This is a genomic window from Granulicella aggregans, from assembly GCF_014203275.1.
Taxonomy (GTDB): domain Bacteria; phylum Acidobacteriota; class Terriglobia; order Terriglobales; family Acidobacteriaceae; genus Edaphobacter.
Genome location: NZ_JACHIP010000002.1, coordinates 254224 through 273093, shown reverse-complemented (window position 1 = coordinate 273093; position 18870 = coordinate 254224). Strand labels below are relative to the sequence as shown.

The 18870-nt window shown below is 60.3% G+C and carries 18 protein-coding genes; 6 read left to right on the top strand and 12 right to left on the bottom strand.

Going from position 1 to position 18870, the window contains the following annotated elements:
• Positions 1 to 19: 19 nt before the first annotated feature.
• Entirely contained in the window at positions 20 to 976 is a 957-nt protein-coding gene (locus HDF16_RS06615) for an MBL fold metallo-hydrolase (protein ID WP_184214749.1), read from the bottom strand.
• Positions 977 to 1360: 384 nt separating this feature from the next.
• Between HDF16_RS06615 and HDF16_RS06610 the strand changes: the two genes are divergently transcribed.
• From HDF16_RS06610 to HDF16_RS06595, 4 genes are all read left to right on the top strand, one after another.
• Positions 1361 to 3892: a 2-oxoglutarate dehydrogenase E1 component gene (locus HDF16_RS06610; protein ID WP_184214747.1), complete on the top strand. Its 2532-nt coding sequence runs from the start codon at positions 1361 to 1363 to the stop codon at positions 3890 to 3892.
• Between the two features lie 490 nt (positions 3893 to 4382).
• A complete protein-coding gene (locus HDF16_RS06605) occupies positions 4383 to 5741 on the top strand; it encodes an OmpP1/FadL family transporter (protein WP_184214745.1) in 1359 nt (452 codons plus the stop codon).
• A 511-nt stretch (positions 5742 to 6252) separates the two neighbouring features.
• Entirely contained in the window at positions 6253 to 6699 is a 447-nt protein-coding gene (locus tag HDF16_RS06600) for a hypothetical protein (protein WP_184214743.1), read from the top strand.
• Between the two features lie 14 nt (positions 6700 to 6713).
• Positions 6714 to 7193, top strand: a complete 480-nt coding sequence (locus HDF16_RS06595; protein WP_184214741.1) for a hypothetical protein — start codon at positions 6714 to 6716, stop codon at positions 7191 to 7193.
• Positions 7194 to 7403: 210 nt separating this feature from the next.
• Here the strand turns inward: HDF16_RS06595 and HDF16_RS06590 are convergent, their stop codons facing one another.
• The 6 genes from HDF16_RS06590 to HDF16_RS06565 all read right to left on the bottom strand — a co-directional run bounded on the left by HDF16_RS06590 (position 7404) and on the right by HDF16_RS06565 (position 12839).
• Complete coding sequence (locus HDF16_RS06590) at positions 7404 to 8447, bottom strand: DNA topoisomerase IB (protein WP_184214739.1); 1044 nt, start codon at positions 8445 to 8447, stop codon at positions 7404 to 7406.
• Between the two features lie 259 nt (positions 8448 to 8706).
• Complete coding sequence (locus HDF16_RS06585) at positions 8707 to 9750, bottom strand: NAD(P)-dependent alcohol dehydrogenase (protein ID WP_184214737.1); 1044 nt, start codon at positions 9748 to 9750, stop codon at positions 8707 to 8709.
• Positions 9751 to 9810: 60 nt separating this feature from the next.
• Complete coding sequence (locus HDF16_RS06580; protein WP_184214735.1) at positions 9811 to 10836, bottom strand: energy transducer TonB; 1026 nt, start codon at positions 10834 to 10836, stop codon at positions 9811 to 9813.
• A gap of 27 nt (positions 10837 to 10863) precedes the next feature.
• Positions 10864 to 11910 (bottom strand): energy transducer TonB, encoded by a 1047-nt coding sequence (locus HDF16_RS06575; RefSeq protein WP_184214733.1) that lies wholly within the window; start codon positions 11908 to 11910, stop codon positions 10864 to 10866.
• A 101-nt stretch (positions 11911 to 12011) separates the two neighbouring features.
• Positions 12012 to 12557 (bottom strand): adenine phosphoribosyltransferase, encoded by a 546-nt coding sequence (locus tag HDF16_RS06570; protein WP_184214731.1) that lies wholly within the window; start codon positions 12555 to 12557, stop codon positions 12012 to 12014.
• On the bottom strand, positions 12558 to 12839 hold the full coding sequence (locus HDF16_RS06565; protein ID WP_184214729.1) for an acylphosphatase: 282 nt from the start codon (positions 12837 to 12839) through the stop codon (positions 12558 to 12560). It abuts the gene before it with no gap.
• Between the two features lie 156 nt (positions 12840 to 12995).
• Here HDF16_RS06565 and HDF16_RS06560 point away from each other — a divergent pair, with 156 nt between their 5' ends.
• Positions 12996 to 13739, top strand: a complete 744-nt coding sequence (locus HDF16_RS06560) for an SDR family NAD(P)-dependent oxidoreductase (protein WP_184214727.1) — start codon at positions 12996 to 12998, stop codon at positions 13737 to 13739.
• Positions 13740 to 13800: 61 nt separating this feature from the next.
• Here the strand turns inward: HDF16_RS06560 and efp are convergent, their stop codons facing one another.
• The 4 genes from efp to HDF16_RS06540 form a co-directional block, all read right to left on the bottom strand.
• Complete coding sequence (gene efp / locus HDF16_RS06555; protein WP_184214725.1) at positions 13801 to 14358, bottom strand: elongation factor P; 558 nt, start codon at positions 14356 to 14358, stop codon at positions 13801 to 13803.
• Between the two features lie 161 nt (positions 14359 to 14519).
• Positions 14520 to 15518 carry a hypothetical protein gene (locus tag HDF16_RS06550; protein WP_184214724.1) on the bottom strand — a complete coding sequence of 333 codons (999 nt, stop codon included), beginning with the start codon at positions 15516 to 15518 and terminating at the stop codon, positions 14520 to 14522.
• 38 nt (positions 15519 to 15556) lie between these two features.
• On the bottom strand, positions 15557 to 16156 hold the full coding sequence (locus HDF16_RS06545; RefSeq protein ID WP_184214722.1) for an anthranilate synthase component II: 600 nt from the start codon (positions 16154 to 16156) through the stop codon (positions 15557 to 15559).
• A 110-nt stretch (positions 16157 to 16266) separates the two neighbouring features.
• Entirely contained in the window at positions 16267 to 16584 is a 318-nt protein-coding gene (locus HDF16_RS06540; RefSeq protein ID WP_184214720.1) for a hypothetical protein, read from the bottom strand.
• 234 nt (positions 16585 to 16818) lie between these two features.
• On the opposite strand from HDF16_RS06540, the gene HDF16_RS06535 reads away from it, so the two are divergent.
• On the top strand, positions 16819 to 17232 hold the full coding sequence (locus HDF16_RS06535; protein ID WP_184214718.1) for a YybH family protein: 414 nt from the start codon (positions 16819 to 16821) through the stop codon (positions 17230 to 17232).
• A 32-nt stretch (positions 17233 to 17264) separates the two neighbouring features.
• Here the strand turns inward: HDF16_RS06535 and trpE are convergent, their stop codons facing one another.
• A complete protein-coding gene (trpE, locus tag HDF16_RS06530) occupies positions 17265 to 18782 on the bottom strand; it encodes an anthranilate synthase component I (protein ID WP_184214716.1) in 1518 nt (505 codons plus the stop codon).
• Positions 18783 to 18870 lie beyond the last annotated feature (88 nt).

Here is an 18870-nt window from a genome sequence, read left to right as displayed (position 1 = left end):
AACTATAGCGATCGAGCTTCTACTTCTTCGCCACCGGCGGAAGCCGCTTCACCCCGCGCAACTCCTCATCGGTTCGCTGGATATCCGGCTCCATAAACTCCGGAAACGCCCAGTCTCCGTACTTCGCCTTGATCTCTGGCAGCACCGCCTTCACCACCGCGTCACCCTTCGCTCCACCCGCCTGCGCCTTCGCAATCGCATCCCGAAGAAACGCAAGATAGTCGCGAAATGCTTTCACATCTCCGGCGCCGCCCGCATGGTCGCCGTGCCCCGGCACGAACTTCGCCGTCGGATGATCCTGGACCAGCGTATCCAGTGTCTCAATCCACTCCTTGGTTGAAGCATCGATCAAATTCGGCAGCGTCTTGTTCCAGAAAAGGTCCCCGCAGAAGACCACGTTCGACTCCGCGTCATACACCACCGTGTCTCCGCCCGTATGCCCCGCCATGTACTTCAACTCCACGCCATGCTTCGCTCCGATGTAAGCCATCGCTTCCCGCTCATACGTCACATCCGGCAGATAAAGTCCCTCCACCATCGCCTTCTGTTCTGCGGTCGGCTTCTCCCCAAAGAACTTCAGGTTCTCCGTCCGCTCCCACTCACGGACATTTTCATGCGCCATAACCACCGCGCCTGCCCCTGCGAATACCGCATTCCCCGCCACATGGTCCAGGTGATAGTGCGTGTTCACGACATACTTCACCGGCAGCTTCGTCTTCTCGCGGATCGCTTCCAGCATCTTCTTCGCCGCCGCCGGATTCTCGAACGTATCGACCACCAGCACGCCATCCGCGCCAATCACAAAACCCGCATTTGATCCCGACTCATCCGCCTTGGCCGCAGCGTTATCGATCGCCGCCCAGGCCCCATTCGTCAACCCCTCGAGCGTGAACGCCGGCAACGCCTGCGTCCAGGCAGTCGTCGCCGTTCCCACGTACAACACCGCCGCAACACCCACCACCCAGCCTCTCGTCATGCCACCGATCTTACCGCCACCATTCTTATTTCTTTGTCATTCCCTCAGGGAACCCGCGTTTGCTTCACGTTTGCTCTTCTCTCACGCCACCCAAAAACTGTCATCCTGAGCGAAGCGCAAAGCGCGCAGTCGAAGGACTCGCCACACCGTTCCATCGCCCATACCGCCCAACCTCTTCTGCCTTGAGATCCACACACTTGGCAAACTCTCCACAATCGCTGACAGAGAAGCATCCCCGCAGAGTTGTACTTCCTCGGTACATTCGTGGCCCTTTTCTTGAGCGATTATCGAACTCGAGCGTTCACCACCCTTTGCAAAGGTCTAGCATTATTTACAGGGAAAGTTGTGTGTTCACCCGCCACAACACCCGCGAGAAAGGAAGTCATGGCGACCACCCCCGGCACCGAACCCCAAACCTCCCCAGAAATCTCCCGCCCCGAGCAGGAACGCGAGCAAAACAGAGAAGATATCTTCAACCTCTTCCGCACCTGGGGCCATCTCCAGGCCACGCTCGATCCCCTTGGTCAGTTCCTCCCGCCCGAGCCCTTCCCCATCGCTCCCCCAGAAGGCGAAGTCACCGCCGAGGCCCGCCGCTTCTACTGCGGCAACATCGGCGCCGAGTTCATGCACATCGGCAACATGGAGCGCCGCCAGTGGCTCCAGTCCCAGATGGAACAGGTCCCCACCGCTGATCCCGCTCGCCAGGCCCGCAACCTCACCCAGCTCATCAAGGCCGAACTCTTCGAGCAGGTCATCCAGTCCCGCTATCTCGGCACCAAGCGCTTCTCGCTCGAAGGCCTCACCGTCCTCATCCCCTTTCTCGACGCCATCTTCGAGTCCAGCGCTCCCCTCGGCGTCGAAAGCTCCGTCTTCGCCATGAGCCACCGTGGCCGCCTCAACGTCATGACCAACACCGTCGGCCGCTCCGCTTCCGATGTCTTCGCCAAGTTCGAAGACGTCAATCCGCGCTCTGTCCTCGGCGGCGGCGACGTCAAGTACCACGTGGGCGCAACCGGCACCTACACCTCGCCCGAAGGCCGCCAGATCAACCTGCACCTCGCCTCGAACCCTTCCCACCTCGAAGCTGTCGATCCAGTGGCTCTGGGAAGAGCCCGCGCCAAGCAGATGCGCCTCGACATCTACGCCGCCGACAACTCCTTCGGCAAAGATAAAGTCCTGCCCATGATCATCCACGGCGACGCCGCATTCGCCGGCCAGGGCATCTTCGCCGAACTCCTCGTCCTCGCCGCCCTTCCCGGCTACGAAGTCGGCGGCACCATCCACGTCATCGTCAACAACCTCCTCGGCTTCACCGCTCTGCCCGAAGAGTCGAACGCCTCCCGCTACGCCTCAGACCTCGCCAAGCGCCTGCCCATCCCCATCTTCCACGTCAACGCCGAAGACCCCGACGCCGTCATCCGCGTCGCCACCCTCGCCGCTGAGTATCGCCACAAGTTCCACTCCGACATCGTCATCGACCTCGTCGGCTACCGCCGCCACGGCCACTCCGAGGTCGACGACCCCACCGTCACTCAGCCCCGCCGCTACGCCGCCATCAAGGACCATCCCGTCCTTTACAACATCTACGCCAAACAGCTCGGCGTCGACCCGTCCGCCGAAGTCGCCGCCCTCCAGCAGCACTTCCTCGACGACCAGAAGACCGCCAGCCACGCCGAGCACAAGCCTCGCCTCGCCGAGCTACCCAAATACTGGGCCCCCTATCGCGGCGGCGACTTTGAAACGTCTTACGAAGTCACCACCGGCCTCCCCGCCGACCGCATCGCCGAACTCGTCCACCTCTCCACGCAAGCTCCCGAAGGCTTCCACGTCCACCCCAAGGTAAAGAAGCTCTTCGAGCAGCGCTTGGAGATGGGGGCAGGGAAGCGGCCTTTCGACTACGGCATGGCCGAGCTCGTCGCCTACGCCTCGCTCCTGCTCAAGGGCTTCCCCGTCCGCCTCAGTGGTCAGGACTCCCAGCGCGGAACCTTCAATCAGCGCCACGCTGTCATGATCGATATCGAGACTGAGCAGCGCTGGGCTCCGCTAGCCCACATGGCCCCCGACCAGGCTCGCTTCGAGGTCTACAACTCCATGCTCTCCGAGGCCGCCGTCCTCGGCTTCGACTACGGCTACTCCCGCGACTATCCCGAAGCCCTTGTCCTCTGGGAGGCCCAGTTCGGAGACTTCGCCAACGGCGCCCAGATCATCATCGACCAGTTCATCTCCGCCTCCGAGTCCAAATGGGGACTCCTCTCCGGCATCGTCATGCTTCTCCCCCACGGCTACGAGGGCCAAGGCCCCGAGCACTCCAGCGCACGCATCGAGCGCTTCCTCCAGCTCGCCGCCCACGACAACATCCAGATCAATCAACCCTCCACCGCCGCCCAGTACTTCCATCTGCTCCGCCGTCAGGTCATGCGTCTCTGGCGCAAGCCGCTCATCGTCTTCACCCCCAAGTCGATGCTCCGACACCCCGACGCATCGTCCACGCTCGCCGACTTCGCCGCTCCCCACTACCTCGAAGTCTTGCCCGACAACTCCGTCAAAGATCCGCGCCGCCTCCTGCTCTGCTCCGGCAAGATCGGCCACAACCTCCGCGTCGAGCGCGAGAAGCGCAAGGACATGTCCGTCGGCATCATTTTCATCGAGCAGCTCTACCCCTTCCCCGCAGCCGAGGTCCAGGAAGCCATCGACCAACACGCCTCCGCGCAGGAGATCGTCTGGGTTCAGGAAGAGCCCGCCAACATGGGCGCTCACACCTACATCATGCCGCTTCTGAAAACCCTCACCGGCAACCGAGCCTTGACCGCCGTCAAACGCTCCGCCTCAGCCAGCCCCGCTACCGGCTCCGCCAAAGCCCACGAACTCGAAGAGAAGACCCTCATCGATCTGGCCTTCGGCACGCTCCCCCGCTAACCGCAAGGTCTTTGCCGTCGCCTGTTCTTTCGTTTGTCATTCCCCAAGGGAATCTGCTTTGCCAGCCATGACTTCGTGCTCCATTTCATCGCAGCAGTGGGGCTGGTCACCAATGCAGGTGCGGGTGCCCCACATCTCGCTTCTGAGATGTGGGAAGGAGCGCCACCAACTTGGATGCCCCATCCATCGCGCCTCTGTCTTAGCGATGGGTGGGACATTCGTGCGAAGCACGAACCGCCTTCCTCCCAAAACCCGAACGCCCCGTCCTTCGAAAAGAAGCGCCATCTCGACCGAAGCCGCGCAGGCTCACCGCGCGGTGCAGTGGAGAGACCCCCGTATTAGCCTTGCCGTTGCCTGTTCTTCACCCCACCAAAGATCCCCGTCCCACTTCACTACAGCGCAAGAAGTGATACCTCCTTTGTGTCACTGACATAGACCAATGCCCCCCGTAGGCTTTTCCTAACGTCGCCAACCCGACATACGAAAAACTATGCCAACCCATCCCGCACGCCCGCTCTCGATCGCCGTCTTACTTACCCTTGTCCTCTCGACCTCGGCACTCCACGCCCAGTCCGCCGGAGCCCTCGGCAACGGCCTCTCTGCCGCCGCCGTCGCCCGCGGTGGCACCATGGTCACCGAGCACGGTTCTCCCCTCGACGCCGTCGAAGGCAATCCCGCAGGCTTAGCCGGGATCAATCACCGCGTCCTCGACCTCAGCGGCCTCGCCCTCGTCGCTCACGGCACCTTTACCAACTCGGTCGACAACCACGGCACCCTCCGCGCCTTCTCCGGAGCGCTCCCCTACGCCGCCTTCGCCATGCCTCTCGGCCACCGCTTCACCGCCGCCGCCGCCGTCACGCCCGAGTTCCTCATGCGTGCCGCCTGGCAGTACACCGACCCCGCAGGAACCGCCGGCGTCACCTACGGCGAGCAGAAGCAGGAGTCCCAATTCATCGCCGTCCGCGGCTCAGCATCCATCGCCTACTCCGCCAGCCCCAAGTGGTCCTTCGGCTCGAGCCTCGGCCTCGTCTACAACCAGAACCTCCTCCACGCCCCCTACATCTTCCAGCAGCAACCCGCCCTCGCCGGCCTCAAAGTCCTCCTCGACCTCCACACCAAGGGCTTCGGCTGGAACGGCAGCGCCGGCGCCCAGTACCAGCCCAACGACCGCCTACGGTTCGGTATCTCCTACAAGTCGCCCACCTTTATCCCCAGCCACGGCTACGCCCAAGGCTCTGCTTACGCTCTCTTCAACGCCTTAGGCGTCACCGCCGACCCCACCTTCCAATACCAGGCCGAGGTCGATAACCATCTCCCGCAAGCCGTCTCCGCAGGCGCTCGCTGGCAGATCAACCCCCGCGTTCGCCTCTCCGTCGAAGGCGGCTTCGCCAACTGGGCCACCGCCTTCCACACCCTACCGGTCAAGCTCAAAGAGGGCACCAACCCCGTCATCAACTCCGTAGCCGGGAGCTCTGCCATCCAGGATGAGATCGCCCTCCACTGGCGCAACCAGGCCATGTTCCGCACCGGCGTCGAGATCCCCGTCAAGCACCAATGGACCGCCCGAGCCGGCTACAGCTTCCTCTCGAACCCGGTCCCCAGCTCCACCATCACACCCCTGACGGCCGCCATCCTCTCGAACGGCCTCTCCACCGGCCTCGGCTACCAGCCCGAATCCAGCATCCCCCACAACTTCCTCTCGAAGCTCCAGTGGGACGCCGCCTATCAGCTCCAACTCCCCGCCAACCAGTCCGTAGGCACCAGCTCCCTCGAGGCTGGTGAGTACTCCAACTCCCACATCCACGTCCTTACCCAATCGGTCACCATCTCCACCCGCCTCAACTTCTAACCCACCCACAAACCCGGGTGCCGGGTGCCCCACCCATGGCTCGCTTTTGGCCATGGGTGGGTTCCTCCTCAACCTCGTCCATCCCCGCAGCCCCAAACCATCGCGCCTTAGTTCACGCGTGGGGTGAGACGCAAGCCGGGTGCCCCATATCTGGCAGTCTCATCGCCAGATTTGGCCCCACCCAAAAACCTTGTCAAGCCCCCACTCCTTCATAATCGCCCGCATCTACAACATTCAAAGCGACTTACCGCCCCAAGAAAAGTGCCCATTTACCCCACTCAACCTGATACGATTTAACTAGAGTCAAGCAAAAGCCCCGGCCAACGCCGGGGCTTTCTCCGTTAAATCCATAACTCCCATATTTTGACGACTTTAGGGGATAACTCCCATGCTTGCACCACTTTAGCCCTGCCAAGATCCGCTAACACGCTCATTCCAGGCCGTTTACTCCTCTCTAGCTCTAGTGTTTTTCCCCACCCATTTTTCCACAGCCTTCCACAGGAGCATTCACATGCCCTACGAACTCTGCCGCCACATAAAGTCCAATGGCCGTCGTTGCGAATCGCCCGCCCTCCGCGAAAAATCCTGGTGCTTCTACCACGAGCGCCTCCACACCCGTCACCGCTACATCCGCGAAGCCAAAGCCACCCTTCCCGACACCTCACTCCGCATCCCCTCCCTTGAAGACCCCGAGTCCATTCAAATCGGCCTCTCCCTCGTCGTCGAAGCCCTCGCCACCGGCCGACTCGACGACAAGCGCGCCTCCGTCCTCATCCGTGGTCTCCAGGCCGCCTCCCGCAACGTCGCCCACGTCATAAACTCCCCCTACTACAAGGAGGTCGTCCGCGAATTTACCCCCACCCTCGACGGCCTCGCCCTCGCTCCGGCCAAAAAGCGCGACGCCCCCATCACCGATACCATCGCCAACAACATTGCGGCGGCTCTCTTTCAAGAATGAGATAAGCTAAACCCATGTACGAAGACTTCACCGTCAAAGACCGCTGGACCGACGAAGACCTCCACTGCTCCTGGAAGGGAACCGTGGTCGCCATCGCCACTCGCCATGCCGACGCCACCGACATCCGCTTCTCCGTCAAGGCCGGTTCCTCGTCTCCCCGAGCCATCTGGATCGCCATGCCCAACATGGCCTGGGTCGAGCAGAAGCGTCGCACCGGCAAGGTCATCACCGACTACCTCGCCGCCCAGACCGCTGGCCGTTACCTCAAGTCCATCATCGAGACCGGCTACGATAACGGCCGCGAGATGTACACCATGACCGTCGAAGAGGTCCTCGACCACGCCAACGCTGTAGTCAAAGAGGCTGGCAGCACCGACAATCTCCCGTCGCTCCCGATCATCAACGAAGACATCTCTCCCGAGCGCGTCTTCGGCCGTCTCCCCGCCGACAACGCCGGCCCCGTAGTCATGCCCCCCGAACACACCGTCCTCTAGTCGCAGCCAACAGCCGATAAGCACTCACCCTTGTCATCCTCCGCCGTAGGCGGAGGATCTGCTGTTGCCTTTGCTAGTTTCCCGCCGTCATCCTAAGCGGAGCGAAGGACCCCGAGACCGCTCGCATCACCGCAATCGCCCGAACCTTTCAGCCACCAAACTGGGTGCCCATAACTGGCAGTTTCATCGCCAGATGTGGGTCTGCAGCCACTATCTCCTGGCACCTGCTTTCAGCATCTTTAGCAACCTTCCTTCATCCCCGAATCCCTTCACCCCACTCCTCCGCTCGACATCCCTCACCAAAGCTCCGCTCATATACGTGTCCAGCACTAGCGGATGCACATAGCACTTCCGGCAAACCGCCGGGGTATTCCCCAGCTTCGCCGCCACCTGCTTGATCGCCTGCACCACGTTCCGCTTCGCCTCCGTCTCCGATTCAAAGCTCTCGAACTCCCGCAGCATCTCGCAAGCCAGCACCGTCCCTGCCCACGTTCGAAAGTCCTTCGCCGTAAAGTGCTCCCCGCTGATCTCCCTCAGATACTCATTCACGTCACCCGAATCGACCGAGTGCGTCTCCCCCTCGCCATCCACATACTGAAATAGCTCATACCCCGGGAGTTCCTGGCACTGCCCCACGATTCGAGCCAGCCTTCGGTCCTTCAAATCAACCGAATGCTTCACCCCGCTCTTGCCCTGAAACGTAAACTTCACCGCAGTCCCGGTCACGTCCACATGCTTGTTCCGCATCGTCGTCAGCCCGTAAGACTTGTTCTCCCGCGCATACTCCTCGTTGCCCACCCGGATCAGCGTCATCTCCATCAGCCGCACGATCGTCGCCAGCACCTTCTCCCGCGGCAGACCCTGCTTCGCCAGATCATGCTCCACGCGCATGCGAATCCCCGGCAGCGCCTTGCCAAACGCCGCCATCCGCTCATACTTGTTCTCATCCCGAACCTCGCGCCATCGCGGATGATACCGGCTCTGCTTCCTTCCACGAGCATCTCTTCCGGTCGCCTGCAGATGCCCATTCGCGCTCGGACAAATCCACACCTCTGTCCACGCCGGCGGAATCACCAGCGACTTGATCCGCCCCAGCGTCTCCGCATCCTTCACCGGCCCATCCTTGCCCACATATCGAAACCGCTTCGCCGAACCCAACCGCGCAATCCCTGGCCTTGCATCCGACACATACCGCAGCCCCGCCACCTTAGCCGACTCCACTGGATCAACCGCAACCTCGACCCTCTTCTTCACTCCACGCACTCCTTAGCCTCTGCCTGAGACCCTTGGATGCAACATCTACGCCATCGTGAAGTAGCGAGATAACGTCATCTCGACGGAAGCGCAGCAGAGTGGAAAGATCCCCGCATTTTTCCCATCCCGCCACCCAACGACGGGTGCCCCACATCTCGCCTTTGAGATGTGGGACGTAAAACTCGTCCTCACTCAAACGAAAAGGCCGCACCCAAGGGGGAACGGCCTTTACGAACAACGGAGAACGTACAACCTACAACTATTTCCCCAGCGACTTCAAATCAATCACAAACCGATACTTCACGTCGCCCTTCACCACCCGCTCATAAGCCTCAGGCAGCTTGTCCACGGTCGTCAGTTCGATGTCGGAAACAATGCCATGCTCCGCACAGTAATCCAGCATCTCCTGCGTCTCTGCCATTCCGCCAATCATCGACCCCGACAGCGATCTCCGGTCCGTCACCATCGAGAACGCCGACACCTCCATCGGCACCTCTGGCAGACCCACCAGGCAAAGCGTCCCATTCAGTCTCAGCAGGTCGAGATAGACGTTTAGATCATGGGGTGCGGAAACACAGTCGATGATGAAGTCCAGCGAACGCGCATGAGCCTTCATCGCCTCCGCATCTTTCGTAATCACAACCTCATCGGCCCCCAGCTTCTTCGCGTCCTCCACCTTGCCCGCCGAAGTCGTGAACTGGACAACATGCGCTCCGAAGGAATGCGCAAACTTCAGCGCCATATGCCCCAGCCCGCCAAGGCCAACCACGCCGACCTTCGATCCCGGCCCCACCTTCCAGTGCTTCAGTGGCGAGTAAGTCGTAATCCCCGCGCAAAGCAGCGGCGCGACCGCCGCCAGATCCAGCTTGTCTGAGACCGTGAACGTGTAAGCCTCATCGCACACAATGTTGTTCGCATATCCGCCAAAGACGATCTCGCCCTCGAAGGTCTTGCCGTTGTACGTCGGCACCATGCCCTTGAAGCAGTACGGTTCCGCCCCGGCCTTGCAGTTCTCGCACACTCGGCATGAATCGACCATCACGCCGACAGCCGCAAGGTCGCCCACCTTGAACTTCGTTACTTCCGCGCCCACCGCCGTCACATGCCCGACGATCTCGTGCCCCGGAACCATCGGGTAGATCGACCCGCCCCACTCATCCCGCACCTGGTGGATGTCCGAGTGACATATCCCGCAGAAGTCGATTCCCACCACAACATCCTTCGGCCCCGGCTCCCGGCGCTCAAAGTCAAACGGCACCAATGCCGACTTCGGGTCATGCGCTGCATATCCATGCGACTTCATTGAACTCTTCTCCCATTCACTGGTACGTATACGGTTTAGTAGCGACAGAGTCTCAAACTCTCAATCGCCAAAGGCGTAGTTCACGGTGACTATTGTGTCAACAGAACATGGTAAGCCATTTACTAAATACGGCTTGTAGACCCAGGTTCGCACCGAGTCCAGGGCCGAGGCGGCAAGGGTCGGACTTGGTGCATCGATGAGCGATAACTGATGGATGTGTCCGTCAGTCCCGATCAAGACGTGAATATGTACGGCACCCGAGGTCCGGCTGTTCTTATCCTCGATCGGAAAGACGGGCACCTCGCCTGAGATCTTCGACTTGGCAATCACCTTTAACTCCACTTTGACTGGGTCGGTGCTCTTCGGCCCCATCGTGTTGTCTAAATCGAAGAAGTGTTCATCCTGAGGCGATGCCGCTAAGGTTGCAATGTGGCCCTTAGCCACCAAGCCCGTCTGTTCGGACACAGAGAGATCGACCGCGACCGCACGCCCCTGAAACATTCCGATGGCATTGCGTGCAACGTTCTCCGACCCGTTGCGAAGCGAGCCGCGAAGCCTGTCCGTGTCCTGACTGAGACAGTAAGTGGGAAACATCCCTAACGGAGGGTAGGCGAGGTTCCTGACCTGGCGATTGAGCATGATGCAGTCAAGCTTGACCTTGCCAAAGCCCTCAACATGCAGTTCCGGAACTGCATCATTCACCTCGGCGTCGTCGGCGACCGGATGGACGACCTCATCGCGAAGCAGTCCAAGCAGGTATGGAGTAGGAGATTGATCTTTGGTCCGGTAGACCTCGTTGTCACGCCTGATCTCGGTCGCGTTATAAGAAGGCGAAGTGTAGATTCGCTTATCGCTTTCACCGGACCACCACTCTTCGATAGTCCCTTCTTCCGTGGTCGGGCCTTTTTTTTCGAGCAGTTGAAAGGTCACCTTCAGATGCCAGGGCTTCAACGCCGGATCGTCGAGCGAACTCATCTCCGCCGCATGATGCAGCCGCTTCGCCAACTCCGCCGGGTCAGCTGCGCTAGCGGTACAAGAAGCGCCAAGAATGGCCACCAAAGGAAAATGTTTGAGTAGGGAAGTCATTGACGGGCTCGTGTGCTTGTGTGAAGTTTATTGACTGAACTCATAAGCCCGATTTGGTCCGGGGATGTAGTTCACAGTAACTGTTGTGTTGACTGAACAGGGGCGTCCATTTAATAGATAGGGCTTATAGACCCACTGTCTCACTGCGATCAGCGCCGAGATCGCAAGAGTTGAGCTCGGAGCGTCAATGACCGAGAGTTGACGTATACGGCCGTCCGCCCCAATCTCGGCGTTCAGGTGGACCTGACCCTGCGTGTGGCTTTGCTTGTCCACTTCGGGATACACCGGGTCAATCTTCGACACGATATTCCCCGCGATGACGCCGCCGGACACTGGCCTCGCCTTGGAGTCCTGCGTCTCAAGGCTGTCATCCGGCTCGAAGAAGTGCGCATCAGGAGCGAACACGGCCAATGTGTCGACGTGGGCTTTTGCCTCTATCACGCGATCCTGGGAGACAACGATCTCGACAGCGATACCCTTGCCTTGAAACGTGCCAATAGTATTTCGCGCCGAATTTTCCAGGCCGTATCTGTATGAATCGCGGAGCCGGTCCTTGTCCCGATCAAGGCAGAAGGTCGGAAACAGCCCTACTGGAGGATAGCCGACGTTTGTCATAGGGTGATCAAGCATGATGCAGTCCAGGTTCGTCTTGCCGAGAGTCAGCACCCGCAGATCAGGAACAGAGTCGTTTATCTCTGCATCGGCTGCGAGCGGATGGACTACTTCGTCGCGAAGACGGTCCAAGAGATAGGGAGCCGGGAGTTGGCTCTTGGTGCGGTAGACATCTTTATCGCGTCGGATATCAGTCGAGGAGTAGGACCTCGAAGTATAGATACGCTTGTCGTCCCCGGCGGACCACCACTCTTCGATCGTTCCCCCTTCGGCTGCCGCTCCCTTTTTATCGTAGAGCTGGAAAGTGAGCTTCAAATGCCAGGGCTTCAATGCCGGATCGTCAAGCGAGCTGCCCTGCGCCGCATTAAGTAGTCTCTGGGTCAGCGCCTTGTCCGCGCACCGTCCCAAAGGGCCACACACCAGAAGTGCCGCTACTGCCGCCCACGCCATCAATTTACTCATGCCAGCTCCGTATCAACTTCTCAACTAGTCCGGAAACTCTGCGCCCTATTCATTCGCAGCTGCTCCGCGAAGAAGCGGAGCAGCCACAGAGAAACCCACGCCTACTCGTCATAGTGCAGCAAGCTGAACACGTCATACTCCTTGAACTTCGCAGCACCCTGCAGGAAGTCCAGCTCAATCGCAAATCCGAGTCCCACAACCTCACCGCCCAACTGGCGCACCAGCTTCACGGTAGCCTCCATCGTGCCTCCGGTAGCCAGCAGGTCGTCGACGATCACCACGCGCTGCCCAGGCTCAATCGCATCCAGATGGATCTCCAGCGAGTCCGTCCCATACTCCAGGTCGTACGTCACCTTGGCCGTGGGAGCGGGCAGCTTTTTCGGCTTGCGAACCGGCACAAACCCAGCATTTAGCCGATACGCCAGCGCCGGCCCAAAGATGAACCCGCGTGCCTCGATGCCCAGCACCAGGTCGACTTCCTTCCCAATGTAGTAAGCCGCAAACGCATCGATCAGCTGCGCAAATCCGGTCTTGTCCTTCAGCAGTGTCGTAATGTCGTAGAACAGAATCCCCGGCTTGGGAAAGTCCGGCACGGTCCGTACGAGCTCCTTCAACGGCTCGCAATTAATCTTCTCTTTCGCTTGCATCTACCAGGCTCCTTCAATCTCAAATGGCCCCAGAGCATCGCCTTCGCTCTCGGCCAGTTCATGTTCCACAACAGCATCGACGCGGCTGCCGCGCGAGCCTTTCTTCACCGCCGCCCGCAACTCCGCAAGCTCAGCCTGTGTCCCTGCCGCAACAATCTCGACATGGCCCTCAGGGACGTTACGCACCCATCCGCGCAGCCCGATCTCGGCCGCCTCGCGATGCACGTACCAGCGGAAACCGACGCCCTGCACGCGGCCCCTGACAAGGAAGTGAAGAACCATTTCTTCAAGTGTCGCACCCCCGGCAGGGCAGATACAAGAAGCGTCAGAGCGAACCATTCAGGCTCCCAGGAACAATTCTCTGTAAAGTGGGCTTCCGGCGGAATCTGGACCTCTCTCCGGCGCATCCACTACAGGCAACACCGAGGAGACACACCGATGGGAACTCTCGCAGGCAAGGTAGCAATCGTTACAGGAGCATCAAAGGGCATCGGCGCAGGCATTGCTCTGCGGCTAGCCGCCGACGGCGCTTCCGTTGTCGTCAACTACTCACGCAGCGCCAAGGAAGCTGAAGCATTGGTCGCGAAGATCACCGCGGCGGGCGGCAAAGCCTTCGCCGTACAAGCCGATATCTCGCAGTCCGAACAGATCACCTCGCTCTTCGAAGCGACCATCAAGGAGTTCGCGAAGCTCGATATCCTGGTGAACAACGCCGGTATCTACGAGTTCGGCGGCCTCGATGCCGTCACGCCGGAACACATCGACCGGCAGTACGCCTTGAATGTGAAGGGTCTCATTCTCGCAACCCAGGCAGCCGCCCGTCTCTTCCCGGCGGAAGGCGGAGTAGTCATCAACATCAGCTCCGGCGTGGCCAAGACCCCCATGGTTGTCGCACAGGTCTATAGCTCCACCAAGGGCGCAGTCGACGTGCTCACACGTGGTCTGGCGCTCGAACTTGGCCCACGCAAGATTCGCGTAGTCGGCATCGCTCCCGGTCTGACAACCACCGAAGGCACCAGCGGAATGGATCAAGGCACGATCGACTTTGTCGTGAGCCGCACCCCGCTCGGCAGAATCGGCGAGTCTTCCGACATCGCCGCAGCCGTATCGTTTGTGGCGTCGGCAGATGGCAGCTGGATCACCGGCGAGACCATCCAGGTCGGCGGCGGATTAGCATTCTAGCTCGACGCAAAAGGACCGGCCGCTTTGGCCGGTCCTTTGCGTTTCTTCCAAGCTCGAACGCTTACGCCCGGCTCATATAAGACCCTTCTGCCGTGTCCACGCGGATCTTCTCGCCTTCATTGATAAACGGCGGCACCTGCACCACAAGGCCCGTCTCCATCGTCGCCGGCTTCGTCACGGAAGAAGCCGTCGCCGACCTGATCCCCGGCTCGGTCTGCATGACCGTCATCTCAACGTGGGTAGGCAGTTCGATACCGACGGCCTTGCCATCATGGAAGCTCACGCTGATCGAAAGGTTCGGCGTCAGGAACTCCACCGCGTCGCCCAGCGTCTCGCGCTTCAGCATCGTCTGCTCGAACGACTCGTCCATGAAGTAGTAGTCTTCGCCGTCGTTGTAGAGGAATTCCATCTTGATCTCATCGACGTACACGCGCTCAATGGGGTCGGGCGAGCGGAAGCGCTCCGTGAACATCGCCCCCGTGCGCACGTTCTTCAGCTTCGCCTGGATGAACGCCCGCAGGTTGCCCGGCGTCCGGTGCTCCACCGAAAAGACCATGTGCAGGTCTGCGTTGTACTTGATAATCATGCCCGGGCGCATCTGCGTTGCGGGAATCGACATGGTGAAGGTACTCCTGATCTTGTGTATTTGTGGCGGCGGGAAGGCACTCGAGAGCGCTCCAATTCATCGCGCAAGAACTCAACTTCAGTTCACAGACAGCGCTCCGGCAACAAGTCCGCAACCTTACGATTGTAGCTCAACAGGAAGGCACTTCCGCCGTCTCAGCTCCCGCCGAACATCCGCTTGAAGAACCGTCCCACCCCGCCAAAGAACCCCGTCCTTTGTGGCACGGTCGGCTTCGGTTTGGCAGCATCCTTCTTCTCAGGTTCCGTAGGCGCAGGCGGCGGGGTCGGGTTGTCCGCCTTATACACCAGCGTCGTCGCCACCTGCGTATGCACCACTCCGGGCTCAGCTTGCGGCGGTGGTGGCGGCGGTGCGAGCCCCTGGCTCACCGCGGCAGGGAAGGGATACTGAGCAGTCGGCGGCGGTGGCGTGGGAACCTTCGTCCCTGGCAGCAGCGAAATATCCGGCGTGGCTTCAACCGTCTTCACTGCCTGGTCCGGGCACCCGCAGGGAGAACTCTCGTTATCCACCACCTCATGCAGATTGCCGTGCTCGAACATCACATGTTGCCCTGGAAGCACCCTGTAGTTGTCGTTTCCGAACAGGCTGCCAATCTCGAGCGTCGGATGCTGCCCTAGTCCGGCAACGCGATTTTCGATACAGGTGTCCCCATTGTTCGCGACGCGTACCCTCAGATCCAGCGGCCCGCCCTCGGAGAAGCTCACCCGGAGATCCGGTGTCATCAACTCGTCGCTGGTCAGCACGCTCGCATGCAACTCAGCCGCTCCCCGGTCAAGCGAGACCATGAGAGGGAACTGCGCTGAACCAGCCGGCGCGGTTGAATCCGGCACCGGTTTACTGTCTCCCGATCCAGCAGGCCCAATCTCCTGCTTCGGCGGGGACGCGACCACGGGATTCCCTGCCGTCAGATGCACCCCGCTGGTCGAACACACCTTCACTGACCCACCCCGGAATAACTCCACATATGCCGGATGGTCCTTTGCCGTTACTGTCACGTTCCCGAGCAACACCGACCGCTGGTTGTCCGTCGACGTTGTTCCGGATACGACAGCGTCGACCGTCGCCACGCTGCCAATCGGCATCTGCGCCCCAGCCTGCGGAGCTCCAGCGGCAAGCGCGATCGCCCCCGCTGCCATCCCTGTTCCAAAAGCTCGCCGTGCCCCACGCCCAGCCCTCATTGCATCCTCAGGAAGTTCTCGATGATCTGCTTGCCGTGTACGGTCAACACGCTCTCAGGATGGAACTGCACTCCCTCAATCGGTAGCTCGCGATGCCTAAGCGCCATGATCGTTCCCGGCTCATCGGCATCCGTCGTCACCGCCCGCGCCGAAACCTCCAGCACGTCGGGAAACTCGCTATCCTCGACGATCAACGAGTGATACCGGGTGCAGGTCATCGCCGAAGGAATGCCCGCGAAGATGGTCTTGCCGTCGTGCTCCACTTCACTGGTCTTGCCATGCATCAGCTTCGCGGCCCGGATTACATTGCCGCCAAACGCCGCGCCAATCGCCTGATGTCCCAGGCACACACCGAGGATCGGCACCCGCCGCGGAGCATCCGGCCGGGCGAAGTGCTTGATCAGATCCATGCTGATCCCCGCATCCTGCGGTGTACATGGCCCCGGCGAGATGAGAATCCGCTCCGGCCGCATGGCCTCAACTTCGGCGGGCGTGAGTTCATCGTTGCGCCGGATCACCATCTCCGCGCCAAGCTCGCCCATGTACTGGACCAGGTTGTAGGTGAAGGAGTCGTAGTTGTCTAGAACGAAGACCATATCTGTCCCATTATCCTACGCTGGAGTGCTTCAGGCTTTGCCGCGCAGCTTGAAACGCAGCGAAGACGGAGACCTTTGCCTCCGCCTTCGCTCACCTCGACTCATCTCGGCTATGCCGCGCTTGAAAGCGCCTCGCCTAGCTCCTTGATGTGCCCCGCGCCCGCCGTCTTCTCATCTCCAGCGACCGCAACCGTCTCCTTGCCCATCTTGTGCAGAAGAGTCTTGATCGCTTCGCCATCAAGCTTATCGGCGTGTAGCAGCTTCTTCAACTTGCCTAAATCAGTAACGACGCGCTTCACTCCGTCATGGTCGTGCTTGGACAGGTAATCTTCCCAGCCTTCGATGTTGCTCACAGCCTTCTCCACGGTAAGCGCCTTGGCACCCTGCTTGATTGCGTTGATCGTGGTCTCGAAACGTGTTGGCGACATCTCTATTTCTCCTTGGAAACTTCAGCGGAGGGCGCGTCTCTCGTCCCGCCTCCCCGCTACGATGCCGGGAGATGGCACTCTCCTGCCTCGGCATTCACGCCGCTTCGGATACGCGCAAGAAGACTTTGAAGTTATCGATACGGTGAACGTCTCCGGTGGACCAACTCCTGGTCAAGTCACAATGGAGAAGCCAGTACGACCCTACAATCGGACGCAGAGAAGAGGAGAAGCCTTATGGATAACAAAGCATCGGGCGGCGACAGCAACGAGATCCAGCAGATTCTTGAACGCTGGGCGGAGACCACTCGCATAGGCCAACTTGACGAAGTTCTGAAGAATCACGCCAGTGATGCCCTCATCTACGACGTGCTGCCACCCATGAAGTATGAAGGAGCAGACACCTATCGCAGAAGCTGGGGCGACTGGCATCCCGACACTCCCAGCGATGGCCAGTTTGAACTGCAGGATCTCGCCATCACCGCCGGAAATGATGTGGCCTTCGCCCACGGCTTCATCCAGTGTGGAGGCACAGCGCCGAATGGGAAGGTCTTCTCCGATCTCGTTCGAGCGACGTTCTGCCTGCGAAAGTCCGGTGACGGTTGGAAGATCCAGCATCAACACATCTCGAAGCCGCTCAATCTCAAATAAGAGCGAGCGCACTCAAGCCTCAGCGAAAGCCGCTACGCCCCGCGAGCCCGCTCGATCGCCCGTACCACCGCGCGCGCCTTGTTCCCGCACTCCACATACTCGTTCTCGGCAATCGAGTCCGCGACGATCCCGGCACCCGCCTGGATGTGCCCCTGCTTGCCGTCCATGAAGAGCGTTCGGATGGCGATGCAGCTATCGAGATTGCCGTTGAAGTCCGCATAGAGAATGCTTCCGCCATAAACGCCGCGCCGTGCCGGCTCCAGCTCTTCGATGATCTCCATTGCGCGAATCTTCGGAGCGCCGCTGAGCGTCCCGGCAGGGAAGCACGCCTTGAACGCATCGATCGGCGCGAGTTCCGCCTTCAGCTTGCCCTCGACCGCGCTGACGAGGTGCATTACATGGCTGTACCGCTCCACGAACATCAGGTCCTTCACCTTCACCGTTCCGAACTCGCTCACGCGGCCAACGTCGTTGCGGCCAAGATCGACCAGCATGATGTGCTCGGCGACCTCTTTTTCGTCTGCCCGCAGGTCGGCCTCAAGCGCCCGGTCGGCTTCCTCATCCTCGCTCCGTGGCCGTGTCCCAGCAATCGGGCGATACTGCACATCGCGCTCATGCACACGTACCAGAAGCTCAGGCGACGCTCCCACGATATGCCCGACACTTGCCTTCTTCTTCGAGCCTGCAACCGGTTCCATGCCGAACCGAAGGAAGTACATGTAGGGAGAAGGGTTCACGATGCGCAGCGCACGGTAGACCTCAAACGCATCCACCCCCGGTTCGCAGTCGAACCGCTGCGACAGCACGCATTGAAAGACGTCGCCCGAAGCCACATACTCCTTCGTCTTCGCGACCGCCTTCAGGAACGCCGCCTTAGGCGTCCGAGCCGTGATCTTCAGCTTGCCCGCAATCTTCTTACGTGACAGCTTCGGCAGAGCCGAAGCTAATCGCTTCTCCAGCTTATTCAGCCTCCGCTCCGCCCGCTCATAAGCCCCTTCCTTCGCCTGCCGCGTCAGGTCGGCGGTCACCATCAGGTGGATCTCTTTCTTGACGTGGTCGAAGGCGATCACCTGGTCAAAGAACATCAGGCAGGCATCCGGCACTCCAAGCTCATCCTTCGCGAGCGAGGGCAGCTTCTCGATCTGGCGGACGACATCGTAGGAGAAGAAGCCCACTGCACCAGCCGTAAACGGAGGCAGCCCCGGCAGCCGTGCTGGCGTATGTCCGGAGAGCGCTGCCTTCAGCTCCTCGAAGATGTCGCCCTCGAAGCTCCTCCGCTTGCGCCCTTCCTCTGCAACGATCGAGGTGCCTCGCGACACCATCTTCTTGTAGGGCTCGATGCCGATAAACGTATAGCGGCCAACCCGTTCGCCGCCCTCGACGCTCTCGAGCAGGAACGCCTCGGGCGCCTCCGCCGCAATCCTCAAGAACGCCGAAACGGGAGTTTCGAGGTCAGCGGTCACAGTCCGGTAGACGGGAATGAGCGTATGTACTTTGGAGAGCGCCTTGAAATCACGCGCGGAAGGGACGGTCTGAAAGGAGCTCGGCATGGCCTGTTCATCATAAATTGCCACGCCGGTCCGATACTCCAGGCATCCAACTCAAGTGACGCAAATTAGCCATAGGCACCCGATTGTA